General features: G+C 65.3%; 19 protein-coding genes. 6 read left to right on the forward strand and 13 right to left on the reverse strand.

Annotated features, from left to right (window positions below):
* Positions 1–69: 69 nt before the first annotated feature.
* Complete coding sequence (locus ABLE71_RS15385; RefSeq protein ID WP_348784306.1) at positions 70–786, reverse strand: hypothetical protein; 717 nt, start codon at positions 784–786, stop codon at positions 70–72.
* 11 nt (positions 787–797) lie between these two features.
* Positions 798–1,910, reverse strand: a complete 1,113-nt coding sequence (locus tag ABLE71_RS15390) for an endonuclease/exonuclease/phosphatase family protein (RefSeq protein WP_348784307.1) — start codon at positions 1,908–1,910, stop codon at positions 798–800.
* A gap of 174 nt (positions 1,911–2,084) precedes the next feature.
* Here ABLE71_RS15390 and ABLE71_RS15395 point away from each other — a divergent pair, with 174 nt between their 5' ends.
* On the forward strand, positions 2,085–2,540 hold the full coding sequence (locus ABLE71_RS15395; RefSeq protein WP_348784308.1) for a BA14K family protein: 456 nt from the start codon (positions 2,085–2,087) through the stop codon (positions 2,538–2,540).
* A gap of 140 nt (positions 2,541–2,680) precedes the next feature.
* Positions 2,681–2,974 carry a PilZ domain-containing protein gene (locus tag ABLE71_RS15400; RefSeq protein ID WP_348784309.1) on the forward strand — a complete coding sequence of 98 codons (294 nt, stop codon included), beginning with the start codon at positions 2,681–2,683 and terminating at the stop codon, positions 2,972–2,974.
* Positions 2,975–2,997: 23 nt separating this feature from the next.
* Here the strand turns inward: ABLE71_RS15400 and ABLE71_RS15405 are convergent, their stop codons facing one another.
* The 4 genes from ABLE71_RS15405 to ABLE71_RS15420 all read right to left on the reverse strand — a co-directional run bounded on the left by ABLE71_RS15405 (position 2,998) and on the right by ABLE71_RS15420 (position 6,043).
* Positions 2,998–3,507 carry a hypothetical protein gene (locus ABLE71_RS15405; RefSeq protein WP_348784310.1) on the reverse strand — a complete coding sequence of 170 codons (510 nt, stop codon included), beginning with the start codon at positions 3,505–3,507 and terminating at the stop codon, positions 2,998–3,000.
* A gap of 262 nt (positions 3,508–3,769) precedes the next feature.
* A complete protein-coding gene (gene ilvC, locus ABLE71_RS15410) occupies positions 3,770–4,789 on the reverse strand; it encodes a ketol-acid reductoisomerase (protein ID WP_348784311.1) in 1,020 nt (339 codons plus the stop codon).
* Positions 4,790–4,810: 21 nt separating this feature from the next.
* A complete protein-coding gene (locus tag ABLE71_RS15415) occupies positions 4,811–5,461 on the reverse strand; it encodes a TetR/AcrR family transcriptional regulator C-terminal domain-containing protein (RefSeq protein ID WP_348784312.1) in 651 nt (216 codons plus the stop codon).
* A gap of 171 nt (positions 5,462–5,632) precedes the next feature.
* Positions 5,633–6,043 (reverse strand): helix-turn-helix domain-containing protein, encoded by a 411-nt coding sequence (locus tag ABLE71_RS15420; RefSeq protein ID WP_348784313.1) that lies wholly within the window; start codon positions 6,041–6,043, stop codon positions 5,633–5,635.
* Between the two features lie 127 nt (positions 6,044–6,170).
* Between ABLE71_RS15420 and ABLE71_RS15425 the strand changes: the two genes are divergently transcribed.
* Positions 6,171–7,058, forward strand: a complete 888-nt coding sequence (locus ABLE71_RS15425) for an NmrA family NAD(P)-binding protein (protein ID WP_348784314.1) — start codon at positions 6,171–6,173, stop codon at positions 7,056–7,058.
* A 100-nt stretch (positions 7,059–7,158) separates the two neighbouring features.
* Here the strand turns inward: ABLE71_RS15425 and ABLE71_RS15430 are convergent, their stop codons facing one another.
* The 4 genes from ABLE71_RS15430 to ABLE71_RS15445 all read right to left on the reverse strand — a co-directional run bounded on the left by ABLE71_RS15430 (position 7,159) and on the right by ABLE71_RS15445 (position 11,430).
* A complete protein-coding gene (locus ABLE71_RS15430; RefSeq protein WP_348784500.1) occupies positions 7,159–8,991 on the reverse strand; it encodes a potassium transporter Kup in 1,833 nt (610 codons plus the stop codon).
* A gap of 190 nt (positions 8,992–9,181) precedes the next feature.
* On the reverse strand, positions 9,182–9,928 hold the full coding sequence (locus ABLE71_RS15435) for a pyridoxine 5'-phosphate synthase (RefSeq protein ID WP_348784315.1): 747 nt from the start codon (positions 9,926–9,928) through the stop codon (positions 9,182–9,184).
* A 94-nt stretch (positions 9,929–10,022) separates the two neighbouring features.
* Positions 10,023–11,150, reverse strand: a complete 1,128-nt coding sequence (locus ABLE71_RS15440; RefSeq protein ID WP_348784316.1) for an ATP-dependent RecD-like DNA helicase — start codon at positions 11,148–11,150, stop codon at positions 10,023–10,025.
* A gap of 157 nt (positions 11,151–11,307) precedes the next feature.
* Positions 11,308–11,430 carry a hypothetical protein gene (locus ABLE71_RS15445; protein ID WP_348784317.1) on the reverse strand — a complete coding sequence of 41 codons (123 nt, stop codon included), beginning with the start codon at positions 11,428–11,430 and terminating at the stop codon, positions 11,308–11,310.
* 284 nt (positions 11,431–11,714) lie between these two features.
* Between ABLE71_RS15445 and ABLE71_RS15450 the strand changes: the two genes are divergently transcribed.
* Positions 11,715–12,428 (forward strand): gamma-glutamylcyclotransferase, encoded by a 714-nt coding sequence (locus ABLE71_RS15450; protein WP_348784318.1) that lies wholly within the window; start codon positions 11,715–11,717, stop codon positions 12,426–12,428.
* 35 nt (positions 12,429–12,463) lie between these two features.
* On the opposite strand, the gene ABLE71_RS15455 is transcribed toward ABLE71_RS15450, so the two are convergent.
* The 3 genes from ABLE71_RS15455 to nthA are packed head-to-tail and all read right to left on the reverse strand — an operon-like array spanning position 12,464 to position 14,074.
* A complete protein-coding gene (locus ABLE71_RS15455) occupies positions 12,464–12,808 on the reverse strand; it encodes a nitrile hydratase accessory protein (protein ID WP_348784319.1) in 345 nt (114 codons plus the stop codon).
* Positions 12,795–13,454: a nitrile hydratase subunit beta gene (gene nthB, locus ABLE71_RS15460; RefSeq protein ID WP_348784320.1), complete on the reverse strand. Its 660-nt coding sequence runs from the start codon at positions 13,452–13,454 to the stop codon at positions 12,795–12,797. The genes ABLE71_RS15455 and nthB overlap by 14 nt, the downstream gene beginning before the upstream one ends.
* Positions 13,451–14,074 carry a nitrile hydratase subunit alpha gene (gene nthA / locus ABLE71_RS15465; protein ID WP_348784321.1) on the reverse strand — a complete coding sequence of 208 codons (624 nt, stop codon included), beginning with the start codon at positions 14,072–14,074 and terminating at the stop codon, positions 13,451–13,453. Before nthA ends, nthB begins: the two co-directional genes overlap by 4 nt.
* Positions 14,075–14,193: 119 nt before the next feature.
* Between nthA and ABLE71_RS15470 the strand changes: the two genes are divergently transcribed.
* Positions 14,194–15,465: an SDR family oxidoreductase gene (locus ABLE71_RS15470; protein ID WP_348784501.1), complete on the forward strand. Its 1,272-nt coding sequence runs from the start codon at positions 14,194–14,196 to the stop codon at positions 15,463–15,465.
* Complete coding sequence (locus ABLE71_RS15475) at positions 15,466–15,939, forward strand: DUF2269 domain-containing protein (protein ID WP_348784322.1); 474 nt, start codon at positions 15,466–15,468, stop codon at positions 15,937–15,939.
* The last annotated feature ends 2 nt before the right edge of the window (positions 15,940–15,941 follow it).

Consider the following 15,941-nt stretch of genomic DNA (forward strand, 5'->3'; position numbering starts at 1 on the left):
GCTGAAGAGCCTCGGCCTGCGGCTCAGCGTGAAGCCCGCGCAGGAAACTGACGCGAAGAGCGACGCGGCCTAATTCGCGCCTCCGGAAAAATGCCAGCCGATCATGGCAGGCATATGCGGCATCAGGCCGTCGGGCAGGTCGTTCGCATGGCGGATGACGACAGGTTCCTCGATCTCCGGCTCCGCCTCCGACGCGACGAAGTCGCGGATGCGTGAGGCGATTTCGTCGGCCGTCCCGTCAAGGAAATAGCGGCGGAAGATCACCGTTCCCCGTTCGGTCGCCAGCGCGTAGTGACGCTCGCCGCGGCGCGCCTCCGAGATGTCGAGGCCGGTTTCTTCCAGCACCTCGCGCACCATGTTGCCGTGGGCATCGACGACACCGTTCGGAAAATCCTCCGGCTCGAAGGAACCCGCGGCGAAATAGACGCGGCCGGCATTGACCGTGTGCGCGCCCATGCGGATCGCCACCAGCGCGTTGTCGCGCGTCACCAGCATCGGATGCGCGAAGGCGTGAGCGGCGGTGCCGGCGCGGTCCTTGCGCCAGTACATGAAGGCCGAATAGCTGACCGCATGGCAGCGGCCGAAGAGCCGGCCGCCCGCGTAGCCGAACTCCGACAGCAGCACGACCGTGCCGTCGAAAATCGCCGGCCGCTCGATGATCTCGCGACGCCAGTTCGCGGCGATCGCCTCGACATTGCCGAGTTCGAAGGGATGCGGCGACGGATCGAGCCGGACATCGATCTCGTCGACCGGCAGGATGACGCCAAGCGGCAGCGCAGTGCTCACCGAACGCCCCCTCAGCCCATATCGAGCGTGACGGCGACGGGACAATGATCCGACGCCTTGGGCCGGTCCCAGCCGGTGCGTGGATAGCGCTCGACTTCCTGTCCGGGCGGGAATGGCGTGCGCCAAGGCTGGCCGCCGCGGACGATTTCGGGGATGGCCTTGGCGTTGTGCCGCGCCAGCGCGGGCGAGAGCAGGATATAGTCGAGCTGGCAGAGATGCCGCTCCTGCGGGCCGCGCGTGTGATAGAGCGTCCAGCGGTCGAGGACGGGCCGCCGCTCCACGATGTTCTCGCAGAAGCCGCCGTCGAGCAGCACATTGACGCTCGACTGCTCCTCGCCGACCGGCTCGAAAGCATAGCCGCCGTGCGCCTCCCCCTTGATCAGCACGCGCTCGCGGTAATCGTTGAGATCGCCGCAGATGACCCAATGCTTGTCGCCGACGTGGTCCTTGCCGAAGCGGTCCTCGATGATGCGGCGCACGGCCTGCGCCTCCGCTAGGCGTATCGGCATGGTCGCCTCGCGTCCGTCGAGCCCGTTGCGCGGGCTGCCCATCGACTTGAAATGCACGGAGTAGATGGTCAGCGGCTGGCCGGCGATCGTAACGTCGATCTCCAGGCAGTCGCGGCGGAAGATGCGCTCATTCTCGGCCTCGCCGAGCGCCGAGAGTTCCGGCGTGTGCAGACCGAAATCGGCATAGGTGACATGCGCGTGGCTGGTCATGCGCACGAATTCGATCGGTTGGCCGTGTGCGGTCTCGGGGCGCAGCATGACGGCGACGTCGATGCCGCGCGCATCGTTGCCGGACGTCGTGTATTTCTGGCGGTAGCCCTGCCCTATCATCTTGAAGAGATAGCCGTATTCGAAAGCCTGCAGCGCTTCCAGATTGTCGACCTCCTGCAGGCAGAAGATGTCCGCGCGGGCAGCGGCGATGGCGAGCGCCGTGAGCTGGCGGGTGTCGTCGGCATGCGCGATGGTGCGAGCCTGCTCGAGCAGGCGGTATTCCGCCTCGTTCTTGATCTCGAACAGCGCGAGCGTCCGATCCTGCCGGAGCTCGTTGCGGAAGCCCGAGTAGTCGAACCTGTTCATCAGGTTCTCGACATTGAAGGTGGCGATGCGAAGCGACATGGACGCGACCTTTGCCCGCAAGCGCGTCCGATGACAAGGCCGCCCCTGGCAAGCCATCCCGGGAAGCCATCCCGGCATCGTTCATCCTGCGTTCAGGCGGCAGGACCGATAATCTGCCATTTCGCCGGAAGGCGGGCGTAGCCAATGGCCTTCCGGGTTTCCAGGAGGATGAGCATGAAAACGCGCTTCTTCTCATATGTCCGCAACGGCATGCTGGCGCTCGGCGTTGCGGCAGGCCTTTCCGTTCCGGCGGCGGCGGCGCCGCTCTCGGGTCCGAGCCGAACGGCCATCGCGCCGGCGGCGGCTGAAGCGGACACGATGCAGATCCACTACCGCCGCTACAATCGCCGGTATGACTGCTATCGCTTCGGCGGTTGCGGCTATTACGGCCGTCGCAACGATTGGCGCTATCGGTACTACCGCCCCTACCGCCACTACAATCCCGGTATCTATCTAGGCCTCGGCGTGCCGATATACAGGTACTATGCGCAGCCGCGAAGGTACTATCGCGACGGAGGTTCGGCGCATGTCCGGTGGTGCTACGATCGCTACCGTTCGTACCGGGCGTGGGACAACACCTACCAACCCTATCACGGTCCACGCCGGCAGTGCTGGTCGCCCTATAGTTGAGCGGTTGCGGGAAGGCTGCGCGCATTCCGTGCAGCCTTCCGATTTTGCAGAGAATTCAACGATTTGCGCAGCCGGAATTAACGGCTCGTGAAGCATATCCACTTAGTGTCCGCTTCACACGAACAGCAGGGAAAAACAGGATGGCACTGCCAGCCGAGTCCAATTCGCCGCGGGAGCACCGGCGGCGCGTTCTCAAAGGCGCGGCGATCCTCTCCGGCATCACGAACTCGGTGGTGCAATGCACGATCCGCAACATGCACGCGCATGGCGCGGAACTGGTCGTGGCCGCCGAAGCGCGGGTCCCGGCCGAATTCCTGCTCTACGTGCCCGCCGACGCTATCGGCTACCGTTCGACCCTGAAATGGCGAAAGCTCGACCGCTGCGGCGTCAGCTTCTCCGGTACCGAGCCGAAGCCGCACTGGCACTACGGATAGACGCGAACGCCGCCGCGCGGCCGTCAGAAGCGCGACGGCAGTTTGCAGCCGCTGTATACCGTTACCTGCGCCGTGCAGGTAACAGTCCTGGTGTCTCCTCCGAAGCTGCGTGCCGAGGTTGTAGTATAGGTGTACTGCCGTTTCGTCATTTCGAGGAACGGCACACAGTCGCCCGCGCACTCCCAACTCACGCTGATCTGGGCTATCTTCGCGTCAAGCTGCTTGTCCGCGGCAAGCTTGGCGGTTGCTCCCCCGCTGACATCGAAGGCCGCCTCCTCCGCGGTTGTCCACTCCCACTCCCACTGCCAATCGCTGCTGCTGGCGCTGAGGGTTTGGACGTTGGTCGCAGTGCACGGCAGCGAGGTGGTGACCCCTGAATCCTTGGCGCCGTCTCCCTTCATCCTGCGCAAGGCTTCCGCGGCAATCTCCTCGGCAATCTTCTCGCCGACTTTCTCGATGACCTTCTTGGCAATTTCCTCTTTGATGCCGGCCTCGACCAAGTCGCCGGCCCGCCTTTCCTGCTTGCTGGGCATGCTTACCTCCCTCAAAACGGTCGATCGAATCGACCAAAGGTCATGCAATGCGTGACAGGTTTCTATGGCCCTTGGGCCGCGAACAAGATTACGCGTCAAATCTCAAGCAATCAACAAATTCAATTCGAATAGCTTACATGTAAATCTATATATATATTTCAGCATTCAGAGTTGAATGAAACAGCCCCCTGCTCGGAAGCAGGGAGCCGCCACATTGCGAAGCATCGAAACCTGGACCGGTCTGCGCGGCAGAAGGTGTCGCTCAGTTCTTCGCCTTGTCGACCAGCTTGTTCTTGCCGATCCACGGCATCATTGCGCGCAGTTTCTCACCGACTTCCTCGATCTGGTGGCTGTCGTTCATGCGGCGGATGCCCTTGAAGCGCGACAGGCCGGCGCGGTATTCCTGCATCCATTCCGAGGTGAACTTGCCGGTCTGGATATCCTTCAGCACGCGCTTCATCTCGGCCTTGGTTTCGGCGGTGATGATGCGCGGGCCCGAAACGTACTCGCCCCACTCCGCGGTATTGGAGATCGAGTAGTTCATGTTGGCGATGCCCCCTTCGTAGATCAGGTCTACGATCAGCTTCACCTCGTGCAGGCACTCGAAATAGGCCATCTCGGGCGCGTAGCCGGCCTCGACCAGCGTCTCGAAGCCGGCGCGGATGAGCTCGACCAAACCGCCGCAGAGCACCACCTGCTCGCCGAACAGATCAGTCTCGCATTCTTCCTTGAAATTTGTCTCGATGATGCCCGAGCGGCCGCCGCCGACGCCGCAGGCGTAGGAAAGGCCGAGGTCGAGCGCGTTGCCGGAGGCGTCCTGGTGCACGGCGACCAGGCACGGCACGCCGCCGCCCTTCTGGTATTCGCCGCGCACGGTGTGGCCAGGGCCTTTCGGGGCGACCATCAGCACGTCGACGGTCTTCTTCGGCTCGATCAGGCCGAAATGCACGTTGAGGCCGTGCGCGAAGGCGATCGCCGCGCCGTCGCGGATGTTCGGCGCGATCTCGTCGCGATAGATATCGGCCTGCAACTCGTCCGGGGTCGCCATCATCATCAGGTCCGCCCACTTGGCGACTTCGGCCACCGACATGACCTTCAGCCCGTCGGCCTCGACCTTCTTGGCCGTCGCCGAGCCGGCCTTGAGGCCGATCGCAATGTCCTTGACGCCCGACTCCTTGAGGTTGAGCGCATGCGCCCGGCCCTGGCTGCCGTAGCCGATGATGGCTACCTTCTTGCCCTTGATGAGATTGAGATCGGCGTCGCGATCGTAGTAGACACGCATGATACGTTTCCTTCCTGGTTATCAGAGCGAACGGATTTTCGGGCGGGTTCCTCCCGCCTCGAAAAGGGTGAAAAACTGGTCGACGGCGCGCTTTGAGTCGCGCTCGATCGCGGCGGCAGAAAGCTTCAGCGGATCGCCGAGCAGAAGGCGGATCTGCACATCGCGCCCGACCAGCCCGAAGAAGCTGCGGAACGCATCTTCCGCATCGTCGAAGGCAAGCAGCCCGGCCGCCCTGCCCGCCTCGAGCAGCGGCTTCAGCCGCTCGCCGATGGCGAAGCGGCCGTTCTCGAGCACCATCCTGCCGAGATTGCTCTTGCCGGAAGCCGCGTGGCTCACCGCCACACGGTTGAGCGCGATCGAGGTGCGGCTTGAAATGACTTTCAGCCAGTTGGCGGCGAACGCTTCCAGGCTGTCGCGCAACGCCTCGGCGTCGAGCTTCTGCCGGTCGTAGTTGCCTGCGCGCACCTTGGACGCCTGCCAGCGCACGGTCGCCGCAAGCAGCCCGTCGCGGTCACCGAACCATTTGTAGAGGGTCTCCTTGGAGCAGCTCGCGCGCTTGGCGACCGCCGTCATTGTGATCTGGTCGCCGCCCTCGACCAGGAGGTCGAGCACGGCGTCGAGCACCGCCTGCTGGCGCTCGGTGGGGGCCTGTTCGGAATCTGCTGCTGACAATGGGTGAACCGTACCGTACGTTACGGTTCGGTCAACTATCCCGAACGGCTTTGCGCGTCAACGGGAATCGCCCTCAGCTTGACGGCGCTGACCCCCCACCTGCCCGTCGTTGCGCCCGGGCGATAGGCGACCGGCACGCCAGCACCGGCAACGGCCGGCAAGCGGCGGAAATCAGTTGGAAACGGCGTCGAAACGTTGGCGCGCCGCGCGTACCTTGTCGAAATTGTTCTCCGCCCAGTTGAGCACGTGCTGCAGCGAATCGTACATCGCCTGCCCCATGTCGGTCAGGCTGTATTCGACGCTCGGCGGCTTGGTTGGGAAAACCTCGCGGTGCACGTAGCCGTCGCGCTGCAGGTCGCGCAGCGTCTGGGTGAGCATGCGCTGCGAAATGTCGGGCACCAGGCGGCGTAGTTCGCCGAAACGATAGGGTCGCTCGGCAAGCGCCATCAGGAGAAGAGCGCTCCATTTGCCGAAGACGTTCTGCACCACGTTGCGGATCGGACAGTTCGCAAGTCCGCCCTCGCCGGCGTTGGCGCGGTAGATCTCGATCTTCTGGCGGGCCGAGGCGGGTCTGGCATCCATCGGTGGTTCCTTTTTTGTGACCAGCGCATTCCAAACTGCCTTCTTTACCGCGAGCAGTCAATTACTATTCTAGCGCTGGTCTCATTTTGAGAGCTTGTACCGAACCGCAACGCAAGGACAACCGGCAATGACAGACACGATCTTCGTCACCGGCGCATCGGGCCATCTCGGCCGCGCCATCATCGACAGCCTGCTTGGCGCCCAGGGCGTCCCGGCCGCCCGCGTCATCGCGGGATCCCGCAGCCCGGAAAAGCTCTCCGACCTCGCCGCCAAGGGTGTGACCGTGCGCAAGGCAGACTTCGACGATCCTGCCGGGCTCGAGCAGGCGTTCGCGGGCGCCGGCACCGTGCTCGTCATCTCGACCGACGCGCTCGACGGCGCCGGCACGCGCCTGCGCCAGCACAGGGCGGCCATCGCGGCGGCGGCCAAGGCGGGCGCCAAGCGCATCGCCTATACATCGCTGCCCGATCCGGAGACCTCGAAGGTCAGCTTCGCGCCGGATCACCTGCGTTCCGAAGAAGCCGTGAAGGCAACCGGACTGCCCTACCTGATCTTCCGCAACAACTGGTACCAGGAGAATCTCCTGATGGCGCTGCCGCAGGCCGTCGCCTCCGGCCAGTGGTACTCTTCCGCGGGCGATGGACGCATTCCCCATGCGGCGCGCGACGATATCGCGGCCGCGATCGCCGGGGCGCTCGCCAACCCGCCGGCGGTCAGCACGACCTATACGCTGACCGGCTCCGAGGCGCTGACGACCGACGAGGTCGCGGGGCTGGCGAGCGGGATCCTTGGCAAGACGGTCCAGGTCGTACATGTGACGGACGAACAGCTCGCCGGCGGCATGAAGGCGGCCGGCGTGCCCGAACCGTTCATCCCGACCCTGGTATCCTTCGACACGGCCGCACGCACCGGCGGGCTGGCAACCGTCACCAGTGACCTCGAAACGCTGTCCGGCAGAAAGCCGCGGCCGCTCGCGGCCTTCCTGGAAGCCAACAAGGCAGCCTTCCCCGGCTAAGTTGAACCGACCCCGCGCCGGACTCCAGTCCATCTCGGGATCATGCGCGGATTTCGAATTGCAGCCCGGCGCGTCCGATGGGGCACGCCGCGTTGCCGCGTCAGATCGCAACCTGGGTTCCGATCTCGACGACGCGACCGGTTGGAATCTGGAAATACTCGGTGGCGTCCGAGGCGGTGCGGGCGAGCCCGATATAGAGCCTGTCCTGCCAGAGCGGCATGCCCGAATTCGCTGCGGCTTTCAACGATCGCCGGGACAAGAAGAACGACGTCGTCATGATGTCGAACTTCCAGCCCTGCTTGCGGCAGATGGCCATCGCCTTGGGGATGTTGGGCTGCTCCATATAGCCGAAGTTGAGCGTCACGCGCATGAAAAGGTCGTTGATCGTCTCGATGGTCGCACGGTCGCTTTCCGGCACCACCGGCTTCTGGGCGGTGACCACGCTGAGCACGACGTTCTGCTCGTGCAGCACCTTGTAGTGCTTCAGGCTGTGCATGAGTGCGGTCGGCGCGCTCTGCGGGTCGCTGGTCAGGAACACCGCGGTACCGGGCACCAGGATCGGCGGCTTCTTGGCGAGGTTGCCGGCGAGGAAATCGAGCGGAATCTCGTTCTTGCGTGTCTTGTCGAAGAGATGCCTCGACCCGCGTATCCATGTCCACATGATCATGCTCATCATGAGCGCGACGCAGATCGAGACCCACCCGCCATCGGCGACCTTGGCCGCATTGGCGACGAAGAAGCCCGTGTCGACGACCGCAAAGACTGCGATCAGGCTGATCGTCGCGGCAAGCCGCCACTTCCAGCGGTGACGCATGACGACAAAAAGCAGCGCCGTGGTCACCAGCATTTCGCCGGTGACCGAGATGCCGTAGGCGGAGGCAAGGTCGCTTGAGGCGCCGAAGCCCACTACGAGCAGCATGACGCCGAGCGCCAGGAGCAGGTTGACGCGCGGCATGTAGATCTGGCCGGACTGCATTTCCGAGGTGTGCTGGATTTCGAAGCGCGGCAGCAGGCCGAGCTGCACCGCCTGCCGCGTCAGCGAATAGGCACCCGAAATGACCGCCTGGCTGGCGATGACGGTGGCGGCGGTAGCGAGCCCGACCATCGGCAGAAGCGCCCATTCCGGCAGCATCTCGAAGAACGGGTTCTGCGGCGTGCCGCCATGCGCTAGCACGAAGGCGCCCTGGCCGAAATAGTTGAGCAGCAAAGAAGGAAACACGATCGCGACCCAGGCGATGACGATCGGCCTGCGGCCGAAATGGCCGAGATCGACATAGAGCGCTTCCGCGCCAGTGACCGCGAGGAACACAAGGCCGATGGTGACGAATGCGACGTCGGCCTGCCCGACGAGAAAGGCGATCGCATAGTAGGGATTGACCGCGAGGAAGACGCTCGGATCGTCGGCGATATGCGAGATGCCGGAAATGGCGAGCGCAACGAACCATACCGCCGTGACCGGCCCAAAGACACTCGCCACGCTGCCCGTCCCGAATCGCTGGACGGCGAACAGAACCGCCAGGATGACGAGCGTGATCGGCACGACGTAGGGATCGAAGGCCGGCGTCGCCACCTTCAGACCTTCCACGGCGGAAAGTACGGAGATCGCCGGCGTGATGATGGCATCGCCGAAGAAGAGCGCCGCCCCACAAATGCCGATGACGAGGATCGCGCTGCTGGCGCGCGGATAGGCGCGGCGGGCAAGCGCCATCAGCGAAAGCGTGCCGCCCTCTCCGTCATTGTCCGCCCGCAGGACGAACACCACATATTTGATCGTGACGATAAGCGTGAGCGCCCAGACGATGAGCGACAGCACGCCGAGCACTTCCATGCGACTGGCCGCCTCGCCGCCGGACGCGGCATGCAGAGCTTCGCGGAACGCATAGATCGGGCTGGTGCCGATATCACCATAGACCACGCCAAGAGCGCCGAGCATCAAGAGCCCGGTCCTGGTCGGGGCGTCCTTCTGTCCCGTCTGGCCGATCGCTTCGCTATCGGCTGTTTTCTGGACCATAAACGCTACTCCGACAAAGCGCGCGCGGCTCTACACAAAAGCGGCGCCTTTGGCAAATGCTGCGTTGCAATACCTGCCTTTCGGCGCACACGCAATTCCGCTCCTCCCGACACTACCACCCGCATGCCTTGAGAAAACGCCCGACAGTGCCGGCCATGCCGTATTCCAGCGCATCGGCGGTGAGACCGTGGCCGATCGAGACCTCGGCGAGACCTCGGATTTTTTTCGCCAGAGCCGGCAGGTTGGCGACGGTGAGGTCGTGGCCGGCATTGACCGCGAGACCCGCGGCGAGGGCGGCATCGGCGGTTTTCCCCAGCTTTTCCAGCTCTTTGGCGGCTCTTCCGGAATCATCATGGCAGCTGCCGTAAGGGCCGGTATAGAGTTCTATCCGGTCCGTGCCGGTGGCCTTTGCCGCCGCAATCTGCTCCTCAGGCGCATCGGGGTCGCTGAACAGAGATATGCGCGCGCCGGACTTCTTGAGCCGCGTCACGATGGCTTTCAGCATGTCTCGGTTGGCGACGAAGTCCCAGCCGTGATCCGACGTCGGCTGCTCGGGATCGTCGGGCACCAGCGTCACCTGCTCCGGCTGCGCCGCCGCCACAAGCGCCAGGAAATCGCCTGACGGGTAGCCCTCGATGTTGAATTCGGCGGCGGGAAACTCGTCGTCGATCAGCGCCCTGATCTCGGGCAGATCGGCGAAGCGAATGTGGCGCTGGTCGGGCCGGGGATGCACGGTCAGCCCGTGCGCACCCGCGGCAAGCGCGATGCGGCCCAGCCCCGTCACGCTCGGCCACGGCAGGTCGCGCCGGTTGCGCAGCATGGCGATGGCGTTGAGATTAACGGAGAGTTTTGCGGGCATGGAGGACCGGGTGAATGGTGAATGGTGAATGGTGGAATAGCAGAGCTGGCTCGGCTACACCATCAAGGCTCCGAAGCCGATAGTCCTATTCGATTCACCTAACCACGGTCAGCCGTTCCGCGGCGCGGGTAATCGCGGTGTAGAGCCAGCGCTGGCGCGTTTCCTTGAACGCATAGCTCTCGTCGAACAGCACCAGCTCGTTCCATTGCGAGCCCTGGGCCTTGTGCACGGTCAGTGCGTAGCCGTAGTCGAAATCGTCGAAGCGCTTCTTCTGCTGCCAGGGGATGTCCTCGTCCGGATCGTCGAAAGCGGCTTTAAGCAGCTTGATCTTGGCGACGCCGCGGTCGGGATCGTCCTCCTCGGGCGAGACAAGGAGGTTGATGCCCGGCTTCACCGTCTCGCGCGAGGAGGTCATCACCTTCCACAGCGAGCCGTTGAGCAGGCCCTTGGCCGGATCGTTGCGCAGGCAGACGAGCTTGTCGCCGGCCTGCGGATAGCTTGCCGAAAAACCCTTGAGCTCGCGCAGCCGCGCATTATAGCGGCGGCGGGTGCGGTTGGTGCCGACCAGCACCTGGTCGGCCTTGAGCACCAGTTCCTGCGTCACGTCCTCCTTGCCGATCACCTGCGCCGTGCCATAGTCGCCGCGCATGAACTCGCGGCCCTCGCGCACGTCGAGCGCAAGCCGGATGATCGGATTGTCGCGCGCCTGGCGATGGATTTCCGTGAGCAATATGTCTGGTTCGTGCTCGGTGAAGAACCCGCCGCCCGAGATCGGCGGCAATTGCGCCGGATCGCCCAGCACCAGGATCGGCGTGCCGAAGGAGAGCAGGTCCTTGCCGAGCTGCTCGTCGACCATCGAGCATTCGTCGACGATGATGAGTTTCGCGCGGGCGACCGGGCTCTGGCGGTTCAGCGCGAAGGTCGGCGACATCGAGGTCTTGCCGGTCACCTCGTCGGCCACCGATTCCTCGCCACGCGGGCGGTAGATCAGCGAATGGATGGTGCGCGCATTGGTGGCGCCCTTGGAGCGCAGCACCTGCGCGGCCTTGCCGGTGAAGGCGGCGAACTGCACCTGGCCGTCGACATGCTCGGCGAAATAGCGCGCCAGCGTCGTCTTGCCTGTGCCGGCATAACCGAACAGGCGGAAGATCTGCGGGCGGCCGGCCTTCAGCCACCGCGCCACCGCCTGGAGCGCGCCGTCCTGCTGGGGAGAGAATTCCATGAGCCTGACTGGCAGGATTCGGGTTTCGGGGGCAAGGACGCAAAGTGCCGCCTCTCAACGCCTAGCCCTGGCGATCGTATATTTGATAAACCCAACGGGATCGTGCGTTTGGAGCGACCTGTGCTGCCGTGGTGGCGGGGCCGGTTATGTGGCTGGGCTAGTCGGTCTGCGCGCCGCCGTTATCGCCGTTCAACTGTTCGGAAAGGGCAACCGCGAAAGCCGTGACGCTGGACATGCGCTCGCGACGAACCAGGATCGGCTTCGCATAAGTCTTCTTCATGGTTCCGACCCTCTGACCAAGGAGCCTATGCCATTGCCATTGGTAGCAGCTATCTTGCCCAGCGTCTCTCGCCGAACCAGCGTGGGTTTTTGGTAGGTCTTCTTCATTGCCCCAACTCCCATGAACTTTAGAAAAGTCTCATGAAATAGGCCGGTCGTCAAACCGGCCCCAGCCCTAGCCCTAGCCCATGAACAAACAGTGAACTCATACCCGGCATGCGTGTCAAGCGCTTTACACGGCGAAGCTCCTTGCTAGCATCCGTCTGTCTTGGCCGGGGAGCTGCCATGCCGAAACAGCGCGCTTTGTCGCTCACGCCCGAACTTGTCGCGCTTTGCGAACGCGAGGTGACCGATCCCGGCCCGGCCCCTGGACTGGTGCAATTGTCGCTCGAAGAGATCACCGCCAAGGCGGCCGAGATCGATGCCGAATGTGGGAGCGAGCCCCTGTGGCTGTTCGCCTACGGCTCGCTGATCTGGAAGCCGGAGGTCGAGGCGGCCGAGACGCGGCGCGCCACGGCGCGCGGCTGGCACCGCTCCTTCAGCATGGAGCTGCCGCGCTGGCGCGGCTCGCCGGAACAGCCCGGGCAGATGATGGTGATCGAGCGCGGCGGCACATGCCACGGGCTCGCCTTCCGCCTGCCCGACGAGGACCGCGCCGGACACATCTACCGCATGCTCTACAGGGAGGCTGAGTACAAGGGCGACCTCGAATCCACGCGCTGGCTCAACGCCGAAACGGCAGAAGGCCACATCCGGGCGCTCGCCTTCTGGGCAGCGCCCACCCCGGGCTTCCCGTTTCTGAAGCTTCCGCCGGAGGAAACCGCACGGCGCATCGCGCGGGCGTGCGGCCATCTCGGGTCGAATGCGGCGTATCTCTACAACACGGTCGCCAAGCTTGCGGAACACGGCATCCACGACCGCAACCTCTGGCACCTGCAGGAACTGGTGGCCGAGGAGATCAGGCGGCTGCAGGGAATGAACGGGCAAGCCGTGCTGTAAGGCCCGCTCGCCGGCGCGCGGCTATGCCCCCACAGCTATGCCCGCCGCTGCGGATCGTTCTCCAGCAGGATCGGCTTGCCGTGCGGCGTGGCATGCGCGGCGCGCTCCCACGCCGCGGCGACAGCGTCGACCTCTGGCGTAGCAGCGATGCCTTTCGAGACTAGAAGCTTCTCCAGCGCCGCAAGCCAGTGCTCGTAGTAGTCGCTGCCATCGGCTGCCGCATCCGGCCTCTTCACCTCTGTTGACAGCGACTCGGCCCATTCGCTCCAGGAGAACAGGCCCTTCTCGTGCAGCGCCACAGTCAGCGCGAAAGCCTCCGCCTGCCATGGTTCGGCGAAGACCGGCGCATCGATTCCGGGCGGCGTCTCACGCCGGTTCAAGATAACTCTCCCAGGCGTCGATCGAGACTGACAGCGTCGGGTCGGCGTCGTCGCCCCAGATCTCACGCCCGTCGAAGACGACCGTGTAGACCCATTGCGGATTCTCGCCCTTGCCGTGGGCGTTGCTGTCAGGAAAGACGAAACCTTCGCGCACCGCCTCGACCACGCCATGCTTGCCGCGCGCGTAGCGCGGCAGCCTTGTGTGGCCCGTCGGGCTGAAGTTGCGCGTCACGATCCGGTCGCCGGCCTTGAAGCGGGCCGGCGTGCCGACCGGCCGGTCGCAGGGCCCGCCCCGCGCCAGCGCGGCAGGCACGTCGGCGGCCTTCAGCACACGCTTGGGCTGCGGTGCGCCATCGACCGCCCTGGCCTCGGCAAGGTCGCGCTCGCTGACAAAGCCGTGGCGCGTCAGCAGCCGCTCAAGTCCCTTGATCCAGATCTCGTAGTAGCTGGACGACAGGTAGTCGACAGGATGGCGGTTTTCCCGCGCGTGCCGGCTTTCGTCGAGGTTCCAGTAGCCCATCGCACCCGCGCAGAGCGTGAGGCCGAGCGCGCGCTTCTCCCATTCGGCATGGAACACCGGCTCGTCCTTCTCCGGCGCGACCGGCCCTAGTCCCATCTGGCCGCCGAGATCGTGCGGGCCGTTCATGCGCTTTCTGGCTCCAGCGCCAGCCCGGTCCCGATCATGGAATCGCGGGTAACCAGCCCGGCCAGCCTGTCCTCGCTCCAGCCTTCGGTACCGGCGGGCCGCTGCGGCACGACCAGATAGCGCAGCTCCGCGGTCGAATCCCAGACACGTATCTTCCTGGTCGCTGGCAGCGTCACCCCGAACTCCTCGAGCACCCCGCGCGGATCGATGACCGCGCGGCTGCGATAGGGCGGCGCCTTGTACCAGACCGGCGGCAGGCCGAGCACCGCCCACGGATAGCAGGAGCAGAGTGTGCAGACGACGAGGTTGTGCGTATCGTCGGTGTTGAACGCGGCCTGCATGTGCTCGCCCTGCCGGCCGGCGAAGCCGAGCGAGGCAATCGCCGCGGTCGCGTCCTGGCGCAGCCAGTCGGCGAAGGCGGGATCGGTCCAGGCGCGCGCGACGACCCTGGCACCGTTACGCGGACCGACCTTGGTCTCGTAGGTATCGACGATCACGTCGATCGCCGCCGGATCGATCAACCCCTTGCTTGTAAGGATCGTCTCCAGCGCGCGCACCCGCGCGGCCATCGGGTCGAGTTCGTTGTCGTGATGGTGGTCGTGGTCATGATCGTGCGACATGAGGCAAGGCTATGCCCGCGCAGGCCGGCGCGCAAGCAAACCGGCGCCCGTTTCGTTTGATCCAGGCGAGCGCTTTCCCCTGGATTGCCCCCTGCGGGCGCTGGTCGCTATCGTGGGTCATGCGGGTTCTGATTCTTGGCGGCAACGGTTTCATCGGAACGGCAGTGGCAAGCCTGCTTGCCCGGCGCGGCCACTCGGTCGTCGCGCTCGCCCGTCCCGGTTCGGTCCGCCGGGACCTTCAGCCCGGCATTGAGCGGATCGAGGCCGATATCGCCAGCCTTTCGACCCCGGCGGACTGGCGCCCCCTGCTCGCGGGCGTGGATGCGTTGGTCAATTGCGCCGGCGCCCTGCAGGACGGCGCCCGCGACGATGTGACGGCGGTGCAGCTCAAGGCCATGAAGGCGCTCTACGAAGCCGCCCCGCCCCTTGTCGTCCAGATATCGGCGCGCACCGACGGTCCGGCGTCGGGAACGACGTTCCTCGCCACCAAGCGGCAGGCGGACGCTGCCCTGGCGGTTTCGGGCGTGCCGTTCGTCATCCTGCGGCCCGCCGTCGTCGTCGGGCGGAATGCGCATGGCGGCTCGGCCCTGCTGCGCGCGCTCGCCGCCTTCCCGCTGGTCACGCCGCTCGTCCATGGCGACAGCCGGATGCAGTTCGTTGCTCTCGACGACGTCGCGCAGGCCGTGCTCGACGCGCTCGACGGCGTGATCGCTCCCGGCAGCGACATCAATCTCGCCGCGGAAGGCGAAGCGACGCTTGCCGAGGCCATCGCCAGCCACCGCCGCTGGCTTGGCCTTCCGCCGGCGCCCGCCGTCGCAATGCCCGGCTTTGTCGCGGGCGCGGTCTCGCGGCTGGCCGACCTTCTCGGCCACCTCGGCTGGCGCTCGCCGCTCCGCTCCACCGCGCTCGCCGCCGCGGCAGGAGGCATAGCCGGGCACGCAACACTCGCCGGACGCCGCCTGGCAACCCTGGACGAGACCCTGGCCGCCAATCCGGCCGGCGTGCAGGACCTGTGGTTCGCCCGCCTCTATCTGCTCAAGCCGGTCCTCTATGGCACGCTCAGCCTCTTCTGGCTGGTGTCCGGGGTTGTTGCGCTCGCCCGCTTCGATGATTCCGCCGCCTATCTCACAGCGGCCGGAGCGTCGCCTGCGACCGCCGCCGTCCTGACGGCGGTGACGGGCCTGCTCGACATCGGGCTCGGGTTTGCCGTGACGGTCCGCGGTTTCGCCGCGCCCGCTCTCGTCGCCATGGTGGCCGTTTCCTTGGCCTACCTCGCCGCCGCGACCGTGCTTGTCCCCGGCCTCTGGGCCGAGCCCCTCGGCCCGCTGGTCAAGGTCCTGCCCTCGATGGCGCTCGCCCTGGCGGCATTGGCGATCTACGAGGAGCGCTGAATGGAAGATCTCGTCCGGCTGGTCCACGTCATCGGCGCCGCGATCCTCTTCGGCACCGGCGCCGGCATCGCCTTCTTCATGGTGATGGCCCATCGCACCGGCAATCCGCGCACCATCGCCCACGTCGCCGGCACTGTGGTCGTAGCCGACACGCTGTTCACCGCGACCGCCGTTGTGCTGCAGCCAATCACCGGAATCTGGCTCGCCCATCTCGTGGGGTGGCCCCTCGATGAGGGATGGATCGTGCTTTCCATCGCGCTCTATGTGCTGACGGGATTGTTCTGGCTGCCGGTCGTGTGGATACAGATCCGCCTGCGCAACCTCGCAAGGGACGCGGCCCTTACCGGAAGCCCCCTGCCCGAGCGCTATTTCCGGCTCTACCGCATCTGGTTCGCCTGCGGCTTCCCGGCCTTCTTCGCGGTGCTCGCGATCTTCTGGCTGATGCTGACCCGGCCGTCGACCGAGCTGTTCTGAGC

This window comes from Mesorhizobium sp. KR9-304 (assembly GCF_040049215.1).
Lineage (GTDB): Bacteria > Pseudomonadota > Alphaproteobacteria > Rhizobiales > Rhizobiaceae > Mesorhizobium_K.